This window comes from Vibrio hangzhouensis (assembly GCF_900107935.1).
Lineage (GTDB): Bacteria > Pseudomonadota > Gammaproteobacteria > Enterobacterales > Vibrionaceae > Vibrio > Vibrio hangzhouensis.
In genome coordinates, this window is sequence record NZ_FNVG01000004.1 from 15,513 (window position 1) to 31,883 (window position 16,371).

A 16,371-nucleotide genomic window follows, 5' to 3' on the forward strand; every position below is an offset into this window, starting at 1 on the left:
TGTTTGCAAGCGGTTTCTTTTCTATGCCAACAAGACTATTTGGAGAGTTGGATCAGAGAGCGGCCTATGAGCCATTCCAGCTCTTTGTCACTGCCTTGCCCATACTGAGACTCAACGAGCTTATATAAACGATCGATACCTTTGGAGGCAAACTCGTGCGAATTTTCAGAAGTCACAATATGGTGGAACAACAACTTCAGTATTGCTAGAAACTCAGGGTTCTTCAGTGACTCCAACCAGCTGTTGGAAAAACCTTCCACGCCTTTCTCAAACTCAAGATGTTCAATGAACATCTTGAAGATACGACCATCAAGCGCAGCAGTAAAGTCTGTTTTCTTCGGAAAATGATGACTAATCCCTGTTCTCGATACACCTGTCTGTTGACTCAACGTGGTATACGACATTTTGTCATATCCTAATCGAATGATCTGATCGACGACCGCTTCCATAATTTTCTGGATCGTGATTTCAGTATCTTCTTTGCTACGCTTTGGCATCTCTAAAGCTCTTCTCTTATCGTTGTCGTGCGTTCACTGTATGCTATACCATAATTAAAGCAATGCTGGTTACAATTTGCTATTTATTAACGTATCGAAATATTAAAACTCAGTTTACGGCATCCCAAGCTAAACTAGTGTCGATATTAAGGTAGGTTCACACAGTTGTGTATATTATAAAAATCAAGCTATTGATTATTAAGTTATAAAGTCTAACACTTCTCTCCTTGAGAAGAACTAATCTGTACTATGTCATTAGCACGGCCGTCTCAATTTTGAGAACCCGGTCACAAAGATAATCCAGAGCTTGCATATAAAAAACATATTAAAAAGCAATAACTTATATCAGCATGATATATCCTGACTTATTTTTTAACAGCAAGTTACCTTGTCCTAACTGAAGTGAACAAACAACATGGTATTCAGTTACGAATATAACAATAACTGACGTGCATTTATTGCTGGATACCTCATAGCCACAGTTATAGAATGTCCTTAGATTTAGTAAGAGGTATCGTTATGTCAAACACCTATGAAGAGCCTACCGTTTGTGAAGCGTGCGGTGTTGCCGGTGAGATGGGTTTTATCATCAAAGAAGGCGATGATGTCGCTGAAGTTCAACTTTTTGGCGAGTCAAAAGCACAGTTGGAAGCTGAAATTCAAAAGTACATTGAACTAGCAAAAACTGTGTCAAACAATGTCGAGTTTGAACAATCTGCGCTGGACGAAGACTCTAAAGAGCTCACAGCAAGATTTAAATTTGAAGTGAGTGCAGAAAAACTCATCTTTGAACTTAAAACTCGTTCTCTGGCCCGATAACCAAGGTTATTAGTGGCGTGAAGACAAAGCGAGCATTACTGCTCGCTTTTTAATTGCTTCCATTTGAGTTGGCCATTCATTTCAAAGTCCTGCTCCGCCACACACTGTAATACTATCCCTTCTACATTGATGACCGAGCCCAGCGAATACGCCTTATCGTTGTAATAACACACTCGTTTTCCGAGTTTTGAGTCTGACAACAGCACGGCGGCTCCAACATCCGCACCCGGCGTGGTAATAGTCTTAGCCACCAAAGGGGAGCTGAACAGACTACTTACGGTGACCATCACAACACCTGCCGTTTTCCATTGTTTTAAAATTCTTTCCATTGCAAACTACCTGTTGTTATTTCGTCTTTTGGTATCTACACATTATGATTCGACTTGTCTTCGCACTGGCGCTTACTTTCGTCAATATTAGTCATTTGTCTGCAGAAGCACTCGACCATTATAAAATCCTTAATCACTTAGACAATTATGGAAACCTTGACCTCAGGAACAAACCTTATACCCGCCTGCCGGAAGGTTTGGTGGTAAAAGGGAATCTCAACATTGCCAAAACACCAATGACAATGATGCCAAATAACTTAGAAATCAAAGGTAGCTTAGATGCCTCAGATAGTTTAGTGGAATTCATGCCAAGAGGAACCAAAATCACAGGTTACGCTAATTTTCTGGGCAGCCAGCTGAAAGCCTGGCCCGCAGGTGTCGTTCCGGGCGGTTACATCAATCTAACCGATACCCCCATTACAAAACTTCCCAACGGTATGTACGTTAAAGGCGATTTGAGTGTGATTCGCACCCCCCTTGAAACCTTACCAGAAGGCCTGATTGTTGAAGGAAACCTCTATATTGGCGGCTCTAAAATCACGGAATTTCCAAATAAAATGACCGTCAATGGCAATATTTTTCTTGGGGGAAATACCATTTCACACTGGCCCGAAAACCTGGTTCTTGGTGGTGCGGTCGCCAGATAGATTAAGCCAAAGCCAACAGCTCATTAAATGAACATCAAAAATAGTGAGAGATTGCCAAATACCGAGTTCTAATATGCTCTATCAGCAACTTTACTTTGTTAGGTGGTTGGCGAGTAAATGGGTACACCGCATAAATCCCAAGACGTTTTCCGACTTGGTCTGGAAATATGTCCACCAGCTGTCCATTGCGAAAATCGTGATATACAAGGCACCGCGGCACATAGGCGATGCCATGACCTCCCAACGCTGCTTTTCTTAACGCGGTAGCATTGTCGGTTGAGAAACATCCAGAGACTTTAACGATATAATTACCTTTGGCTGCCTTAAATTCCCACTCAGATGCACCTGTCGTTTGATAGGCGTACTGTAAACAGTTGTGTGTCGTCAGGTCTTCCGGTTTCAACGGTTTGCCGTTCTTGGCGATGTATGATGGAGATGCACACACTACCCATTGAGAATCCAATATATGTCGAGCAATAAGACTGGAGTCTTCCAGATAGCCGGTCCGAATAACCAGGTCAAAGCCGCCGTCAACCAAGTCGACAAAACGGTTGTCCAGTGACATGTCAACGCTCAGGCCAGGATGCATATTACAAAACTCGGCTACTGCGTCGGCAAGAATCAAATCACCAGAAATACTCGGCACAGACATTTTGATATGGCCACTGATACTCTCACCAAACCCTGAAACCGATTCCATAGCCTCTTGAGTGGCTTGCTTCACATTTTTGGCACCGTGCACCAATGCCTTACCAGCCTCAGTCAACGTCAATTTGCGCGTAGTTCGATATAATAATTGAACGCCCAACTCTTCTTCCAATCGGGCAATTCTTTTGCTAACTACTGAATTTGTAAGGTTATTTTGCTCAGCCACTCGACTAAAAGCACCTGTTTCCACTACCTGATAAAACAGAATTAAGTCATCTGCACGCATCTCATTATGCCATTTTTGGAAATAATCATTTTCATTATTTCTCTATATCATCAAAAAATAAAGGGCTAAATTCACCCAACCTTAACAACCCTATTACAAAAACAATAAAGATACCTTTGCTTATTCACATCATTACCGTGAATAAACTAAGACAAAAGGAATTTGCCCATGTCTGAAACTTTGTTAGCACTCGTCGCTTTTTCGCCAATTATGCTGGCGGCTATTTTACTTGTGGGGCTGAACTGGCCCGCAAAAAAAGCCATGCCGGTTGCCTTTGGCCTTACTGTAATCATTGCTTTGTTCACCTGGGAAATGTCAGTCACTCGTGTCGTGGCTTCCGTTTTTCAGGGCTTAGGCATTACTGTATCCGTATTATGGATTGTGTTTGGCGCGATTTTCCTGCTAAACACCCTCAAACACACAGGAGCCATCACCACAATTCGTAACGGCTTTACCGATATCTCCCCCGATCGTCGTGTACAAGCCATTATTATTGCGTGGTGCTTTGGCTCCTTTATTGAAGGCGCATCCGGGTTTGGCACCCCTGCGGCAATCGCAGCACCTTTACTGGTAGCGATTGGCTTTCCGGCACTGGCTGCAGTACTCATGGGGATGATGATTCAATCTACACCCGTATCCTTTGGTGCAGTCGGTACGCCCATCATTGTCGGAGTCAACAAAGGCCTCGACACGCACAATATCAGCGAATCACTAATAACGCAGGGTGCAAACTGGGACATTTATCTGCAACAAATCACTGCCAATGTTGCTCTGATCCACGCTGCAGTGGGGACCTTAATGCCAGTGCTCATGGCGATGATGCTTACCCGGTTCTTTGGTAAAAATCGAAGCTGGACAGAAGGCCTGGATATCTTACCATTTGCTCTCTTTGCCGGTGTTGCCTTTACACTCCCGTATGCGTTAACCGGCGTACTGCTCGGCCCGGAGTTTCCTTCTCTGATTGGCGGCCTTATCGGTTTAGCTATTGTAGTCAGTGCCGCTAAGAAAGGCTTTCTGGTTCCCAAGTCACAATGGGATTTCGAAAGCGAAGACAAGTGGCCAACTGAGTGGCTTGGCTCTCTAAAAATGGACTTAAAAGAATCGGTCGGGAAACCAATGTCGATGGCCACTGCCTGGCTTCCTTATGTCCTGCTTGCCGTCATTCTTGTAGCAAGTCGCGTAAGCAGCGAGTTTAAAGGCCTTTTGACAAGTATCAGCCTGTCGTTCAGCAATATTCTTGGTGAAACTGGCATCAGCACGGCTATCCAGCCACTTTACCTCCCTGGTGGGATCCTGGTGTTTGTCGCGCTACTCGCAGTATTGATCCAATCCCGCTCAGTCAAACCGCTAGTCACTGCATTCGGAGAGTCGAGCAAAACCCTGATTGGTGCTGGTTTTGTTTTAATCTTTACCATTCCAATGGTTCGGATATTCATCAACTCAGGCGTGAACAGTGCAGAACTCGCCAGCATGCCCGTCACCACAGCGAACTTTGCGTCAGCATTGGTTGGAGAGGCTTTTCCTGCGCTAAGCGCCACAATTGGTGCGTTAGGGGCATTTATCGCGGGTTCGAACACGGTATCAAACATGATGTTCAGTCAGTTCCAGTTTGAAGTCGCACAGACATTGACCATTTCCACTACTGCCATCATTGCTTTGCAAGCCGTTGGGGCAGCAGCAGGCAACATGATTGCGATTCACAACGTTGTTGCCGCTTCCGCTACGGTAGGTCTCTTGGGCCGTGAAGGACTGACGTTAAGAAAAACCATCATCCCAACGTTCTACTACCTGGTGGTCACCGGCGTTATCGGACTGACATTAGTGTATGGATTTCATTTTACCGATGCTTTGATGAACGGATAGAGGTGACCAACAACAGCGCGCTTCCTTTTCCCGGTCAAGTTGTGAAACATCTCAAGAAGGTAAGTGCGCTTAATTTTCAAAACGTTACATCTAGTCTATAAAAGAATACTACCCCATAAAAATGGGGTCTGGTGATGGAGCAATGCAATGCGAATTTATCCCTCAAAACCGAGCAAAGTTTATTTTTATTCGACGTGCCTTGTCGATGTATTTGACCCTGATGCCGGCCTCGATGCGATGACCCTCCTTGAACAACAGGGTATCAAAGTTGAGTTTGTCGAAAAGCAGACTTGCTGTGGTCAACCTGCTTATACCTCAGGTTACGAAGCCGAAGCCAAACAGGTGGCAATAAGCCAGATGGATCTTTTCCCGGAGGAGATCCCGGTTATTGTATTGTCAGGCTCTTGTGGCGGAATGATGCATCACCACTATCGTCGTTTGTTTAACGGGGATGCCCTTCAACCTCGGGTTGATAGATTTTGCGACCGCGTATTTGAACTGACGGAATTCCTCGTCAATGTCTGTCGCGTCAAGCTCTGTGACAAAGGTGCACCGACGAGTGTCGTGATGCATACTTCATGTGCGGCGCGCAGAGAAATGAACGTTCATATCACCGCAACAGAGCTCCTGAGTCAATTGACCAATGTCGATCTGCGCATGCAAGACTATGAGAGCGAGTGTTGTGGTTTTGGTGGCAGTTTTTCTGTCAGGCATCCCAATATTTCACAGGCTATGGTAGAGGACAAAACTCATCATATCGAAGCGACACAGTCTGACACGTTAGTCAGTGCCGACTGGGGTTGTCTGTTGAATATCAACGGAGCCTTTGAATATCAAGGTAAAGCCATCAAAGGTCGGCATCTTGCTTCCTTCTTGCTTGAACGGACCCGGGAGAGTGCACAATGAGTCAAACTCCTGAAAAATTTCACGCACTGGCGAAAGACGCGTTAGCCGACCAACAGCTTCGCTCCAACTTCCGCGGTGCGATGGACTATCTGCGCGATAAGCGTAAAACTGCGTTTAACGACGCAAATGAAGAAAAGCAGATTCGTGATCTTGCAGAAACCATTCGTCAACGCTGCTTAAGTAAGCTTCCTGAACTGCTGGAACAACTGGAATTCAATTGTTACCGCAACGGTATTCAGGTTCACTGGGCAGAAACACCAGAACGAGCAAACGCTATCATCGCCAGTATTGCTGGCGAACACAATGCCAAGCGCATCATCAAAGGCAAATCGATGGTCAGTGAAGAAATCGAGATGAACCATGAAATGGCCAAACTTGGTATTGAGTGCCTGGAGAGTGATATGGGCGAATATATTGTTCAGTTAGATGGTGACAAGCCTTCGCATATTATCATGCCGGCCATTCATAAGAACAAGCAGGAAGTCAGTGACACCTTTGCAGCTAATCTGGATGGCTTTACTCCGACGACCGACGTCGACAGTCTCATTCAAACTGGTCGAACACGTTTAAGACAAAAGTTCTTTGAAGCAGATATAGGACTGTCCGGTGTCAACTTCGCTGTGGCGGAAACTGGCACGCTCTGCTTGGTGGAAAACGAAGGCAATGGACGCATGTCAACCACAGTGCCTAACGTACATATCGCCATTACCGGTATTGAAAAAGTCGTGGAATACCTCGCCGACGTACCACCTCTCTACAGCGCGCTGACACGGTCAGCGACCGGCCAGGCCATCACAACCTATTTCAATATGATCAGCTCCCCACGGAAACCTGGTGAGAAAGACGGGCCGCAAGAGGTGCACCTGATTCTGCTTGATAATGGTCGCAGTCAGGCCTACCAGGATGAAGAACTGCGTAAGACACTACAATGCATCCGATGCGGTGCCTGTATGAATCACTGCCCCGTCTATACCAAAATAGGCGGTCACGCCTATGGAACAGTCTATCCGGGCCCTATCGGTAAGATTGTTTCTCCCCACCTGCTGGGAATCGAAAAGACAAAGGACCTGATCACTGCCTCTTCCCTGTGTGGAGCCTGTGGTGAAGTCTGCCCCGTGCGTATTCCTATCCCTGAAATGTTGCTGCGACTACGCAAAGAAGCCAAAAACAAAGCTGACAAAGGGAAGGAGGAGCTGAAAGGACAAAATAGTGCCCACAGTGTTCTTGAGGCTGCAGCAATGAAAGGCTTTGCGCTAGCGGCAACAAATCCTAGCCTTTATCACACTGGCACCTATATGGCGAGCAAGTTAAAAAGCTTGATTCCCAATAAACTGGGAGCATGGACACAATGCCGCACCAGCCCGCAACCAGCGGGAAAAACTCTGCATCAGATCATGGCAGAGCGTAGTAAAGCCAAAGTAAAAAAGTCATGAGGACGCCATAATGAATACCAGACTCGCAAAAGACAATATTCTTGGACGCCTCAAACAGGCAAAGCGCACGCCAAAAACAGCGGAGGAAATGGCCTTCTTCCCATGGGGCAGTCATTCTGAAATTACTCAGGATGACAAGGCAAAGCGATTTGTCGAGATGATGACGGCTAATCACGCAGACGTGCGTATAACCACCAGAGCCAAGTTGACCACTGAGATCACATCCGTCATCAACCACTATCAATTCGAACAGATCGCTATTGGTACAGCGGGTGAATACATCAATAACTTTGAAGCCGCCACCAGCGACTTTCAAGTCACAGCCTTCAATGAAGAGATTGAAAACTGGAAATCAGAGCTGTTCAATCATATCGATGTCGGTATCACCCACACTCTGGGTGGTATTGCAGACACAGGAGCCTTAGTACTTTGGCCCAGTGAGCACGAGCCTCGGACACTGTCTCTGGTGCCACCAAGCCACATTGCTGTTGTGAAGAAATCCGCTCTGTACGGTCATTTTTTACAGGTGATGCAAGACAACAAATGGAACCACTATATGCCAACCAACGCATTGTTGATTTCAGGTCCCTCAAAGACAGCAGACATTCAACAAACTCTCGCCTACGGTGCGCACGGCCCCAGTCAGCTCATCGTCTTACTGGTTGAAGATGAATAACGAACATAAGGATACTGGAATGAGCAAAGCAACAAGCCACTCATTGAACGCCAACTATCTTGCACTCAAACAACAATTGGCGAGCCGCCTCGAAGACGAGCGCATTATTACTGGTGAGGCAGAGCGGCTGGCCTATGGCACCGACGCCAGCTTTTATCGACTGATCCCGAAAATTGTTCTGCGTCTTAAAGACATCGACGAGGTCGTGTTCGCGATTCAATGCTGTCGTGAACACTCATTACCCTTTACCTTCAGAGCAGCTGGTACCAGTTTGTCAGGACAAGCTGTCTCCGATTCCGTACTGATCACGTTGACCGATGACTGGCGAAGCCATTCAATTCTGGATGACGGTGATAAAATCACCCTCCAACCCGGGGTTATCGGCGCTGACGCTAACAAGTACTTATTGCCATTCCAACGCAAGATCGGACCGGATCCGGCCTCGATTAACACCTGTAAGATCGGTGGCATTGCAGCTAACAACGCCAGTGGTATGTGCTGTGGTACCGCTCAGAATTCCTATCGGACCGTCGATAGCATGAAACTGGTATTTGCTGATGGTACATTTCTCGATACCAGTGATAAAGACAGCATTGACGCATTTAAGACCGAGCGTCCAGATCTGGTTCAAGGGCTAGAGCAATTGGCGCTGGAAACCAAAGCCAATACAGAACTGGCGGAAAAAATCGCCCACAAATACCGACTAAAAAATACAACGGGTTATGCACTTAACGCACTGATCGATTATAGCGACCCGATAGAAGTGCTTGAGCACCTGATGATTGGCTCGGAAGGGACGTTAGGTTTCATTGCTGAAATCACCTATAACACTGTGGTGGAACACGAATACAAAGCTTCCACTTTGTTGGTATTTTCTGACATTGAAGAAGCTAGTCAGGCCGTCACTACCCTTGCTAACACACCTGTCGCCGCGGTAGAAATGATGGATGGACGTGCTCTACGCTCCGTTGCGGATAAACCCGGAATGCCCGACTTTATTCAACAGTTAGACCTGGAAGCGACGGCACTGCTTGTCGAAGTTCACGCGCCGGACAAAGCGCGCCTCGACATCCAGACTCGCGAAGTCATGGCTTCGTTAGCTCCCTACCTCGTCATTGAGTCCGTACCATTTACCCTTGACCCTGCTACCGTTGCTACACTCTGGGGAATTCGCAAGGGAATGTTCCCTGCCGTAGGTGCAGTAAGGGAAGTAGGGACAACCGTCATCATCGAGGACGTTGCTTTTCCGGTCGAAAATCTCGCCGCTGGCGTACGTGACCTTCAAGAACTTTTCGAAAAATATCAGTACAATGAGGCGATTATCTTTGGGCACGCACTCGAAGGGAACCTGCACTTTGTGTTTACTCAGGGTTTTGATAGCCAACAAGAGATCGAACGCTACGGTGGCTTCATGGATGACGTGGCTGAACTGGTCGCGGTGAAGTATCAGGGTTCGCTTAAAGCAGAACACGGTACCGGTCGCAATATGGCTCCCTATGTAGAGTTAGAGTGGGGTCAGGAAGGCTATCGTTTAATGCAGACCATCAAAGCCTTATTTGACCCTGAAGGCCTGCTCAATCCGGGAGTCATTATCAATGACAACCCACACTCTCACATCGAGAATCTCAAACCAATGCCAGCAGCAGACGACATTGTTGACCGCTGTATCGAATGTGGCTTTTGCGAACCTGTGTGTCCGTCAAGAACGCTCACCCTCACTCCAAGACAGCGAATTGTGCTATACCGTGAGTTGCAGCGCCGTAAAGCCAACGGAGAATCTATAGAAGCGGGAGAACTGGAGAAAGTATTTGAATATCAGGGACTGGATACCTGTGCAGCTACCGGACTATGTGCGGATCGTTGCCCGGTAGGTATCAATACAGGTGAACTGGTGAAAAAGCTGCGCGGACCTAACTACCACAAGTTTCGCCCGATTGCCAAGTGGACTGCTGACCACTTCAGTGCAACCACGGCAATCGCACGTTTCGGTTTAAAAAGCGGCACTATTGCATCGAACATCTTAGGCAAAAAACGCGTTGCCAGAGCTTCAAGAAAGCTACGACAAGTCACCAGTAATACCACACCAGTTTGGTTGGAAGAAACGCCTGACTCATCTCGTTTCGACATTACTGCTCATTCTGCCACTCATGTTGCGCAACCGACAAAAAAAGTGGTCTATCTCCCCTCATGTGCCAGCAGAAACATGAGCACTCACCCTGATGCCGGAGACCAGCGCTCCATTGCCGAAGTGACACTGTCACTAATATCAAAGTCTGGCTATGAGATCACCACGCCAGACAAACTCAGTGATCAGTGCTGCGGTATGCCCTATGACAGCAAAGGCATGACAGATATCGCCAAACAAAAAAGTGCTCAGCTGGAACAAGCACTATGGGACGCCACCGAACAGGGTAAGTATCCAGTTTTGATGGACACCAGTCCTTGTGCTAAGCGCAGTATTGAGCAGTTCACAAAGCCAATGACCATTGTCGAACCGGTCAGATTTGTCAGTGATTATTTGTTAGACGACCTCTCGCTTACGCCGGTCGATGAGACAGTCATGCTCCACGTCACCTGCAGTTCAAGGCGTATGGGTCTCGAACAACCTATGATCGCTCTGGCAAAGGCCTGTGCCAAACATGTGATAGTTCCCGAGCACATTCAATGCTGTGGCTGGGCCGGAGACAAAGGTTTCACCACGCCAGAGCTCAACGAAGCGGCAGTTGCTCCTCTGAAGGAGCAAGTACCGGCTGGTTGTACACGTGGTTTCAGTAACAGCATTACCTGTGAAATCGGCCTTTCTCACCACAGCGGTATCCCTTATCAGTCGATATTGTATCTGGTCGATCAGGTTTCGGCGTCAAAATAGCAACAGCCCCTCATATCAGAGGGGCTGCCTTCTATGCACCAATCAGCTTAAATTATAAGGTACGGACCAATTTTTTGTTCACAAACTCATCGATCCCAAGTCGGCCTAACTCGCGGCCAAAGCCAGAATTCTTGATACCGCCGAACGGCAGACAGGCCTCCGACATTGAGAAGGTATTAATGAATGACGCACCACACTGTAACTGACTAGCCACACGATGAGCGCGTTCGGCATCTTTGGAAATTACTGCTGAACTCAAACCGTAAGAGCTATTATTCGCTAAATCAATCGCCTCCTGCTCAGATTTCACTCGGTATACTACAGCAATAGGTCCAAACAACTCCTGATCAAACACATCCATTTCAGGTGTGACACCTGCCAGAATCGTTGGTTTAAGCCATGCTCCTTCCAATGATTCCGCTTCACCACCTACGATGACATGTGCCCCCTGAGAAACAGCCACTTTGAGCTGAGAAAGTAAAAAGTCTCGCTCGGCAATGCTGACTAATGGCGCGTAGCCAGTATCTTCAGCCATCGGGTCTCCAGCCTTCAGACTTGCCATGACAGACGTGAATTTGTCTATAAACTCGTCGTAAATCACGTCAGCGACTATCATTCTTTTTGCGCTGATACAAACCTGGCCAGAATTGAACATCTTTGCCATTACTGCAAGCTCGACGGCTTTATCTACGTCCGCATCATCGAGAACAATAAAGGGATCATTTCCTCCCAACTCCATCACAACTTTCTTCAGATGCTTTCCAGCTAAAGCAGCAACGCTTGAGCCCGCCTTTTCACTACCCGTCAGCGAAACACCCTGAATTCGCTTATCTGCGATGATAAGTTCAGACTGACTTGAGCTAATAAATAGATGTTGAACAAGTCCTGTAGGAATACCCGCTTCTTCAAACAATTGAGTGATCGCTTCAGCACACTGAGGAACATTGGATGCGTGTTTGAAAACCACACCATTACCAGCCATGACATTAGGGGCGATAAAGCGAATCACCTGATAAAAAGGGAAGTTCCAAGGCATGACACCGTAAATCACACCTAATGGTAAGCTTTTGATATTTGCGCTACCAGCCTCTACGTCTTTCACCGGCTCTTCGGCCAGAAAAGCTTCACCATTCTGGGCATAGTAGCGACAAATTTGTGCGCATAAAGGGATTTCAAGCTGCATACCCTGTGTATGAAGCTTACCCATCTCCTTAGTCATCAATGCTGCATATTCACTCGCTTTTTGTTCCAGCGTATCTGCTACCTGTAACAATAGGTTGGCTCGAGCCTGAAAGCTGGTATCAGACCACAGGCGGTATGCATCATGCGCTTGCGCGATCTTTTGTGTCGCTTCTTGATCTGTAAGTGTTGAGAACGTTTTCTCAACAATATTGGTGTAGGGATTAAGTGTCCTAATCGTCATTTCGTTTCTCCGGGGGCAAAAACTCATGCTATCTGTTTATTATGTGCGTGCTCTTTTCGGCAACATCCCTACGCTATTTTCATAACGTTTTTTTTAATAGTTCAGCCAATCAGAAACGTGACACCCCCCAAGAAAATCACCTAAAGCAACATAAATCCCACTAAAAACCGAAAGTTGCCAATCGCCACCCATTCGATATTTCAATACAAAATCATTTACATGAACAATTGTTATTATCGAATCATGAGTCAACATTATTCGACGATGTTACCCGCTACGCTCAACGAACTTTCAAGAAAGGACGAGGTTCGCCCCGACACACCCACCCCACAAACATTACAAAAACATTTTTGACACAATTGATTTACATCAAAGATCTAAACTGACGAATTGCTTAATCTTAAACACCTGTTTGAATGTAAGCATCATGTTAAGGAAAACTATGTACACATTAATATTAAAATCGCATTTAGCGCTCATCTTACTCAGTTTTATTAGCTTTCTGCTTCGCGCATGGTGGGGGTATAGAGAGTCGGCATTGATGGAAAACAAATTCGCATTGGCCATGCACAAATTGCTGACACTACTGATGCTATTGAGCGCAGGTATGCTTTGCGTGACCATTAATCAATATCCATTTGTGGATAGTTGGCTTACCGAGAAATTTTTGCTGTTGCTCGCCTATGTCGGCAGCGCCATGTTAGTGTTCAGGCCTCACCAATCCAAAGCCTCTCGCACCATTCTGGCCTCACTAACCTGTGTAATTTTTGTGGCGATTTTTGCCATTGGCAAATTGCATACCCCACTAATATTGGGGTAATCATTCAGGCAAGATACCTGCTTTCCAGGGCATCGTGAAAGGTTCTGACGAGATTACGTCCATCTTTTTTAGCCTGATACAATGCCTTGTCCGCTCTCGCAACGAGAGAATCCCATGTGTCATTCTCTCGTATTTCAGCAACGCCGAAGCTGCATGTAGGTTTAATATCTAGTCCCTGGACACGAATTCGCTGTTCAACATTTGTCCGCAACTTTTCAGCCACTTGCCTGGCCTTGTCAAGGTCGGTATTTTTTAATACAACCATGATTTCATCTCCCCCGAACCGAAAGGTTGATTCGGGTACATGTACTGTTTCACCTACAGTGGAAGCCACCGCTTGGATCACTCTGTCACCAATAACATGACCATACTCATCATTGATGAATTTAAAACGGTCAATATCTAACATGATCACACTCAATTTAGCTTGAGAGCGAGGAATATCGGAAATAGTGGATTCGACAAACCGCTCTAACGCTCGCCGGTTTTTCAATTGTGTCAGAGAATCGTTGTAAGAAAGTGCATTGATAGACTGAAGTTGCCGTGCATTGATAAGCCACAGCATACTAAAACTGATCGACACCATAAGAAAAATACTGAATAGGAAAGTTAACTGGTGAACGACACCAGCTGACATAAACTGCGTTATCTCTTCGCCAGCAAGGGTATAGAAGAGTCGATACACCATGAACCCGCCATAAAGTATAAAGGTTACGCGCATCATATTAATGGCCAGTTTTAGATCCGGCTTCTTACCCTTAATCACAGCTAGCACTGAAAAAAGAGATATGATCGCCAGAAACGTCGCACTCATAATAACGCGACTCACTACCGAGGGTTGAAAATAAGTAAAATAAACAAAACCACCGAACAGCAAAGGGGTCAATGCTAACGTAAAGTAGGAGTATCGATAGTGGAAGCCACGAAAGGTACACAAACTGTGCAATATCATGTGAAAAGCGAAAGCAATCAACATATTGGCAGCAACGATTGACATCCAATCAGGAGCAACGCCTCGAAAACTGATAAGAAGAGGGCCGACTCCCATTGCCAGCAAAGCGAATGCGAACATTCTCAGACCATGAATACGCTGCTGAGTGCGCTGATATAACAGGAGGCCTACACAATAGACGCAACTGAACAGTACCATGACGAAATTAAGCGTTCTCATATCAAGAGAAAACGCATCCATAGATTTAACCTCCACCTCTCTATGCGAGTCACCGTTTAGCATAGTTTTTATTGTAATTGGTATATTCCCAAGTATTTTACAAAGTTAAGAATACTTAAGCACAACGTCGAATATTAAATGACTCAGCTTAGAAATCCTGACAAGTGTAGAGAAATGAGATTCACCTCACTAATAGAAATATTAATTGGATGACGAACCAGTAATAAGCCCCCCTACAACCAATTCCTCCTTGCTCGCTTTTTGTTCAACGGTACATCAAAAATTCTGTAAACACAGCAAAACTGCGGCACACCCGCCATCTATGTAGAAATTTGCAATGAATTGTCACTGCTCATACTTTGTGCTTACTTCGCTTGCCGGGCCATGACAATTTAGCTATTGATTTGATATGGAATACGCTCTGACTAAAAGGGGGGAGAATACCCTCTCTGTATATTGCAGGGGTTAACAGAGAATGAACTTTACACAACAGGACACAGAAGCACTCTACCGTGTTTGGATGTCACAAAAAGCTAAGATGCACATCACACAGATGGAAGTAGCTAAGCAATTAAACTTAAGCCAAATTGAGTTATCCAACCGACTGAATGGAAACCTACCATTAGATGTGAACTTTCTGGATCGCTTTTGCAAGTTGCTCCATATTAACCCTAGCCATCATTTGCCATCTTTAAAGTCCCCAACTGAGCAGGCATCAAGCAATGAACGCCTGTTTAATACCAAGCTGACCGTTGATGGTGACATTACCAATATTCGTGTCGATGGAAATCAGGTGACAATTGAGTACCGCCTGTAGCCATACAGAATAGCAGCCATTACGACACCAATACCCAGTTGCTCTTGTGACTGGAACAAGCACCGAGGGGGAGTCTCTCCCCTTCAACCTATATTTCTCACCTCGATTGCTATCACCCACACACGATTTCAATGCTTTGAGCTGTCAATTTACTTTAGCAACGACTCTTGTCACCTATCCTCTAGCGTGCTTTCCAGCTTAGGGGCCAGTCAACAATGCAATACACTCTTGATACTTAGGCTTGCTGGATTTTTGAGGCTCAACTGGCTGTTTTTTCACCGCCTTTTTCACTGGGACATAGGGCTTCCAGGAAGCCAGTTCCGCGCCACAACCATCACCTGGCGGAGGAGGATTTTGTGCAACACATTGATTGTCCCCTTCAGGACAGTGAAGGCGAACATGAAAATGGTAGTAATGCCCCCACCAAGGTCTTACTTTACGTAACCAGTCTCGCTCTTTCCACGACACTTCACATAACTGTTTTTTGATCAACGGATGGACGAAAATGCGGGAAACTCGCTCGTCAACTGCCGCAATTTGTAGCAACAGGGAGTGATTGGTAGTCCATTTCTCTTTTTTAAACCGATAGTTATCAATATCGACAACGGGATACGGTTCAGGGTTTTGCAACTCTTTCCGGGTTAAGGGCTCACTGGGTAACCGCAACCAGATGTCGGCATCGAGCCCGGTTTGATGACTTGCATGACCCGAAGTAAAACGACCTCCCCTAGGCATCGCTATGTCCCCCACTAGCAGGTGACCGATTCCTAATCGATCTACGCTTCCTGCAAGCTCCGTCAAGTAACCAATCATATCTTGATGGCCAAAATAGCGTTTCCTTTGTGAACGAATTACCTGATAGCCAGCGCCGTCTAAAGACAGTTCCGCCCCACCAGCAAGACAACCATTAGCATAACTACCAATTGAGTTGGAGCTCCCTTTACTCGGGAAAGCAATTTCATCCCAAGAGCGATCTAATGCTGAGACATGCCACGCCACCAGCCATAACGCAAACCATCCATATTTAGCCATCGTCATCCCTCTGTATTCCATACAAAATTGGACAGATATACTCAAGTGACCTCAAGATGCAGGACTCAGAGCTTCATCAAGGAGTTCAGTTCAAGGAAAATAGTTGAAGGAATGGCTATTCCCTTTGGAAGCTAT

The 16,371-nt window shown here is 46.0% G+C and carries 15 protein-coding genes; 9 read left to right on the forward strand and 6 right to left on the reverse strand.

The features are described from left to right. Positions 1-35: 35 nt before the first annotated feature. Complete coding sequence (locus tag C4S60_RS05290) at positions 36-497, reverse strand: TetR family transcriptional regulator (protein ID WP_103879299.1); 462 nt, start codon at positions 495-497, stop codon at positions 36-38. A gap of 519 nt (positions 498-1,016) precedes the next feature. Here C4S60_RS05290 and C4S60_RS05295 point away from each other — a divergent pair. After that, entirely contained in the window at positions 1,017-1,316 is a 300-nt protein-coding gene (locus C4S60_RS05295; protein WP_103879300.1) for a YfcZ/YiiS family protein, read from the forward strand. A gap of 35 nt (positions 1,317-1,351) precedes the next feature. Here the strand turns inward: C4S60_RS05295 and C4S60_RS05300 are convergent, their stop codons facing one another. Continuing rightward, entirely contained in the window at positions 1,352-1,645 is a 294-nt protein-coding gene (locus C4S60_RS05300; protein ID WP_244183022.1) for a YnjH family protein, read from the reverse strand. Between the two features lie 44 nt (positions 1,646-1,689). Between C4S60_RS05300 and C4S60_RS05305 the strand changes: the two genes are divergently transcribed. Further along, positions 1,690-2,292, forward strand: coding sequence for a hypothetical protein (locus C4S60_RS05305; RefSeq protein ID WP_103879301.1), 603 nt, complete (start codon positions 1,690-1,692; stop codon positions 2,290-2,292). Between the two features lie 34 nt (positions 2,293-2,326). On the opposite strand, the gene C4S60_RS05310 is transcribed toward C4S60_RS05305, so the two are convergent. Then, the gene (locus C4S60_RS05310) at positions 2,327-3,226 is read right to left on the reverse strand and encodes a LysR family transcriptional regulator (protein WP_103879302.1); all 900 of its coding nucleotides are present in this window, start codon (positions 3,224-3,226) and stop codon (positions 2,327-2,329) included. A gap of 168 nt (positions 3,227-3,394) precedes the next feature. On the opposite strand from C4S60_RS05310, the gene C4S60_RS05315 reads away from it, so the two are divergent. From C4S60_RS05315 to C4S60_RS05335, 5 genes are all read left to right on the forward strand, one after another. Beyond that, complete coding sequence (locus tag C4S60_RS05315; RefSeq protein ID WP_103879303.1) at positions 3,395-5,089, forward strand: L-lactate permease; 1,695 nt, start codon at positions 3,395-3,397, stop codon at positions 5,087-5,089. A gap of 147 nt (positions 5,090-5,236) precedes the next feature. Then, a complete protein-coding gene (locus C4S60_RS05320) occupies positions 5,237-5,995 on the forward strand; it encodes a (Fe-S)-binding protein (protein WP_103879304.1) in 759 nt (252 codons plus the stop codon). Next, positions 5,992-7,428, forward strand: a complete 1,437-nt coding sequence (locus C4S60_RS05325) for a LutB/LldF family L-lactate oxidation iron-sulfur protein (RefSeq protein WP_103879305.1) — start codon at positions 5,992-5,994, stop codon at positions 7,426-7,428. Before C4S60_RS05320 ends, C4S60_RS05325 begins: the two co-directional genes overlap by 4 nt. Before the next feature lie 10 nt (positions 7,429-7,438). Beyond that, positions 7,439-8,104, forward strand: a complete 666-nt coding sequence (locus C4S60_RS05330) for a LutC/YkgG family protein (protein ID WP_103879306.1) — start codon at positions 7,439-7,441, stop codon at positions 8,102-8,104. Between the two features lie 19 nt (positions 8,105-8,123). Then, entirely contained in the window at positions 8,124-10,973 is a 2,850-nt protein-coding gene (locus C4S60_RS05335; RefSeq protein WP_103879307.1) for an FAD-binding and (Fe-S)-binding domain-containing protein, read from the forward strand. Positions 10,974-11,025: 52 nt separating this feature from the next. Here C4S60_RS05335 and C4S60_RS05340 read toward each other — a convergent pair whose 3' ends face one another. Continuing rightward, the gene (locus C4S60_RS05340) at positions 11,026-12,396 is read right to left on the reverse strand and encodes an NAD-dependent succinate-semialdehyde dehydrogenase (RefSeq protein ID WP_103879308.1); all 1,371 of its coding nucleotides are present in this window, start codon (positions 12,394-12,396) and stop codon (positions 11,026-11,028) included. 442 nt (positions 12,397-12,838) lie between these two features. Here C4S60_RS05340 and C4S60_RS05345 point away from each other — a divergent pair, with 442 nt between their 5' ends. Beyond that, positions 12,839-13,216, forward strand: coding sequence for a SirB2 family protein (locus C4S60_RS05345; protein ID WP_103879309.1), 378 nt, complete (start codon positions 12,839-12,841; stop codon positions 13,214-13,216). A gap of 4 nt (positions 13,217-13,220) precedes the next feature. Here C4S60_RS05345 and C4S60_RS05350 read toward each other — a convergent pair whose 3' ends face one another. Next, on the reverse strand, positions 13,221-14,408 hold the full coding sequence (locus tag C4S60_RS05350; protein ID WP_160111332.1) for a GGDEF domain-containing protein: 1,188 nt from the start codon (positions 14,406-14,408) through the stop codon (positions 13,221-13,223). Between the two features lie 454 nt (positions 14,409-14,862). Between C4S60_RS05350 and C4S60_RS05355 the strand changes: the two genes are divergently transcribed. Beyond that, the gene (locus tag C4S60_RS05355) at positions 14,863-15,204 is read left to right on the forward strand and encodes a helix-turn-helix domain-containing protein (RefSeq protein ID WP_103879311.1); all 342 of its coding nucleotides are present in this window, start codon (positions 14,863-14,865) and stop codon (positions 15,202-15,204) included. Positions 15,205-15,402: 198 nt separating this feature from the next. Here C4S60_RS05355 and mepA read toward each other — a convergent pair whose 3' ends face one another. Continuing rightward, complete coding sequence (gene mepA / locus C4S60_RS05360; protein WP_244183023.1) at positions 15,403-16,242, reverse strand: penicillin-insensitive murein endopeptidase; 840 nt, start codon at positions 16,240-16,242, stop codon at positions 15,403-15,405. Positions 16,243-16,371: the final 129 nt, after the last annotated feature.

Excerpts from the sequence above, each read along its gene's own strand:
- C4S60_RS05290 (WP_103879299.1), bottom strand. The coding sequence starts at position 497 with ATGCCAAAGCGTAGCAAAGAAGATACTGAAATCACGATCCAGAAAATT.
- C4S60_RS05295 (WP_103879300.1), top strand. The coding sequence starts at position 1,017 with ATGTCAAACACCTATGAAGAGCCTACCGTTTGTGAAGCGTGCGGTGTT.
- C4S60_RS05300 (WP_244183022.1), bottom strand. The coding sequence starts at position 1,645 with ATGGAAAGAATTTTAAAACAATGGAAAACGGCAGGTGTTGTGATGGTC.
- C4S60_RS05305 (WP_103879301.1), top strand. The coding sequence starts at position 1,690 with ATGATTCGACTTGTCTTCGCACTGGCGCTTACTTTCGTCAATATTAGT.
- C4S60_RS05310 (WP_103879302.1), bottom strand. The coding sequence starts at position 3,226 with ATGCGTGCAGATGACTTAATTCTGTTTTATCAGGTAGTGGAAACAGGT.
- C4S60_RS05315 (WP_103879303.1), top strand. The coding sequence starts at position 3,395 with ATGTCTGAAACTTTGTTAGCACTCGTCGCTTTTTCGCCAATTATGCTG.
- C4S60_RS05320 (WP_103879304.1), top strand. The coding sequence starts at position 5,237 with ATGCGAATTTATCCCTCAAAACCGAGCAAAGTTTATTTTTATTCGACG.
- C4S60_RS05325 (WP_103879305.1), top strand. The coding sequence starts at position 5,992 with ATGAGTCAAACTCCTGAAAAATTTCACGCACTGGCGAAAGACGCGTTA.
- C4S60_RS05330 (WP_103879306.1), top strand. The coding sequence starts at position 7,439 with ATGAATACCAGACTCGCAAAAGACAATATTCTTGGACGCCTCAAACAG.
- C4S60_RS05335 (WP_103879307.1), top strand. The coding sequence starts at position 8,124 with ATGAGCAAAGCAACAAGCCACTCATTGAACGCCAACTATCTTGCACTC.
- C4S60_RS05340 (WP_103879308.1), bottom strand. The coding sequence starts at position 12,396 with ATGACGATTAGGACACTTAATCCCTACACCAATATTGTTGAGAAAACG.
- C4S60_RS05345 (WP_103879309.1), top strand. The coding sequence starts at position 12,839 with ATGTACACATTAATATTAAAATCGCATTTAGCGCTCATCTTACTCAGT.
- C4S60_RS05350 (WP_160111332.1), bottom strand. The coding sequence starts at position 14,408 with ATGGATGCGTTTTCTCTTGATATGAGAACGCTTAATTTCGTCATGGTA.
- C4S60_RS05355 (WP_103879311.1), top strand. The coding sequence starts at position 14,863 with ATGAACTTTACACAACAGGACACAGAAGCACTCTACCGTGTTTGGATG.
- mepA (WP_244183023.1), bottom strand. The coding sequence starts at position 16,242 with ATGACGATGGCTAAATATGGATGGTTTGCGTTATGGCTGGTGGCGTGG.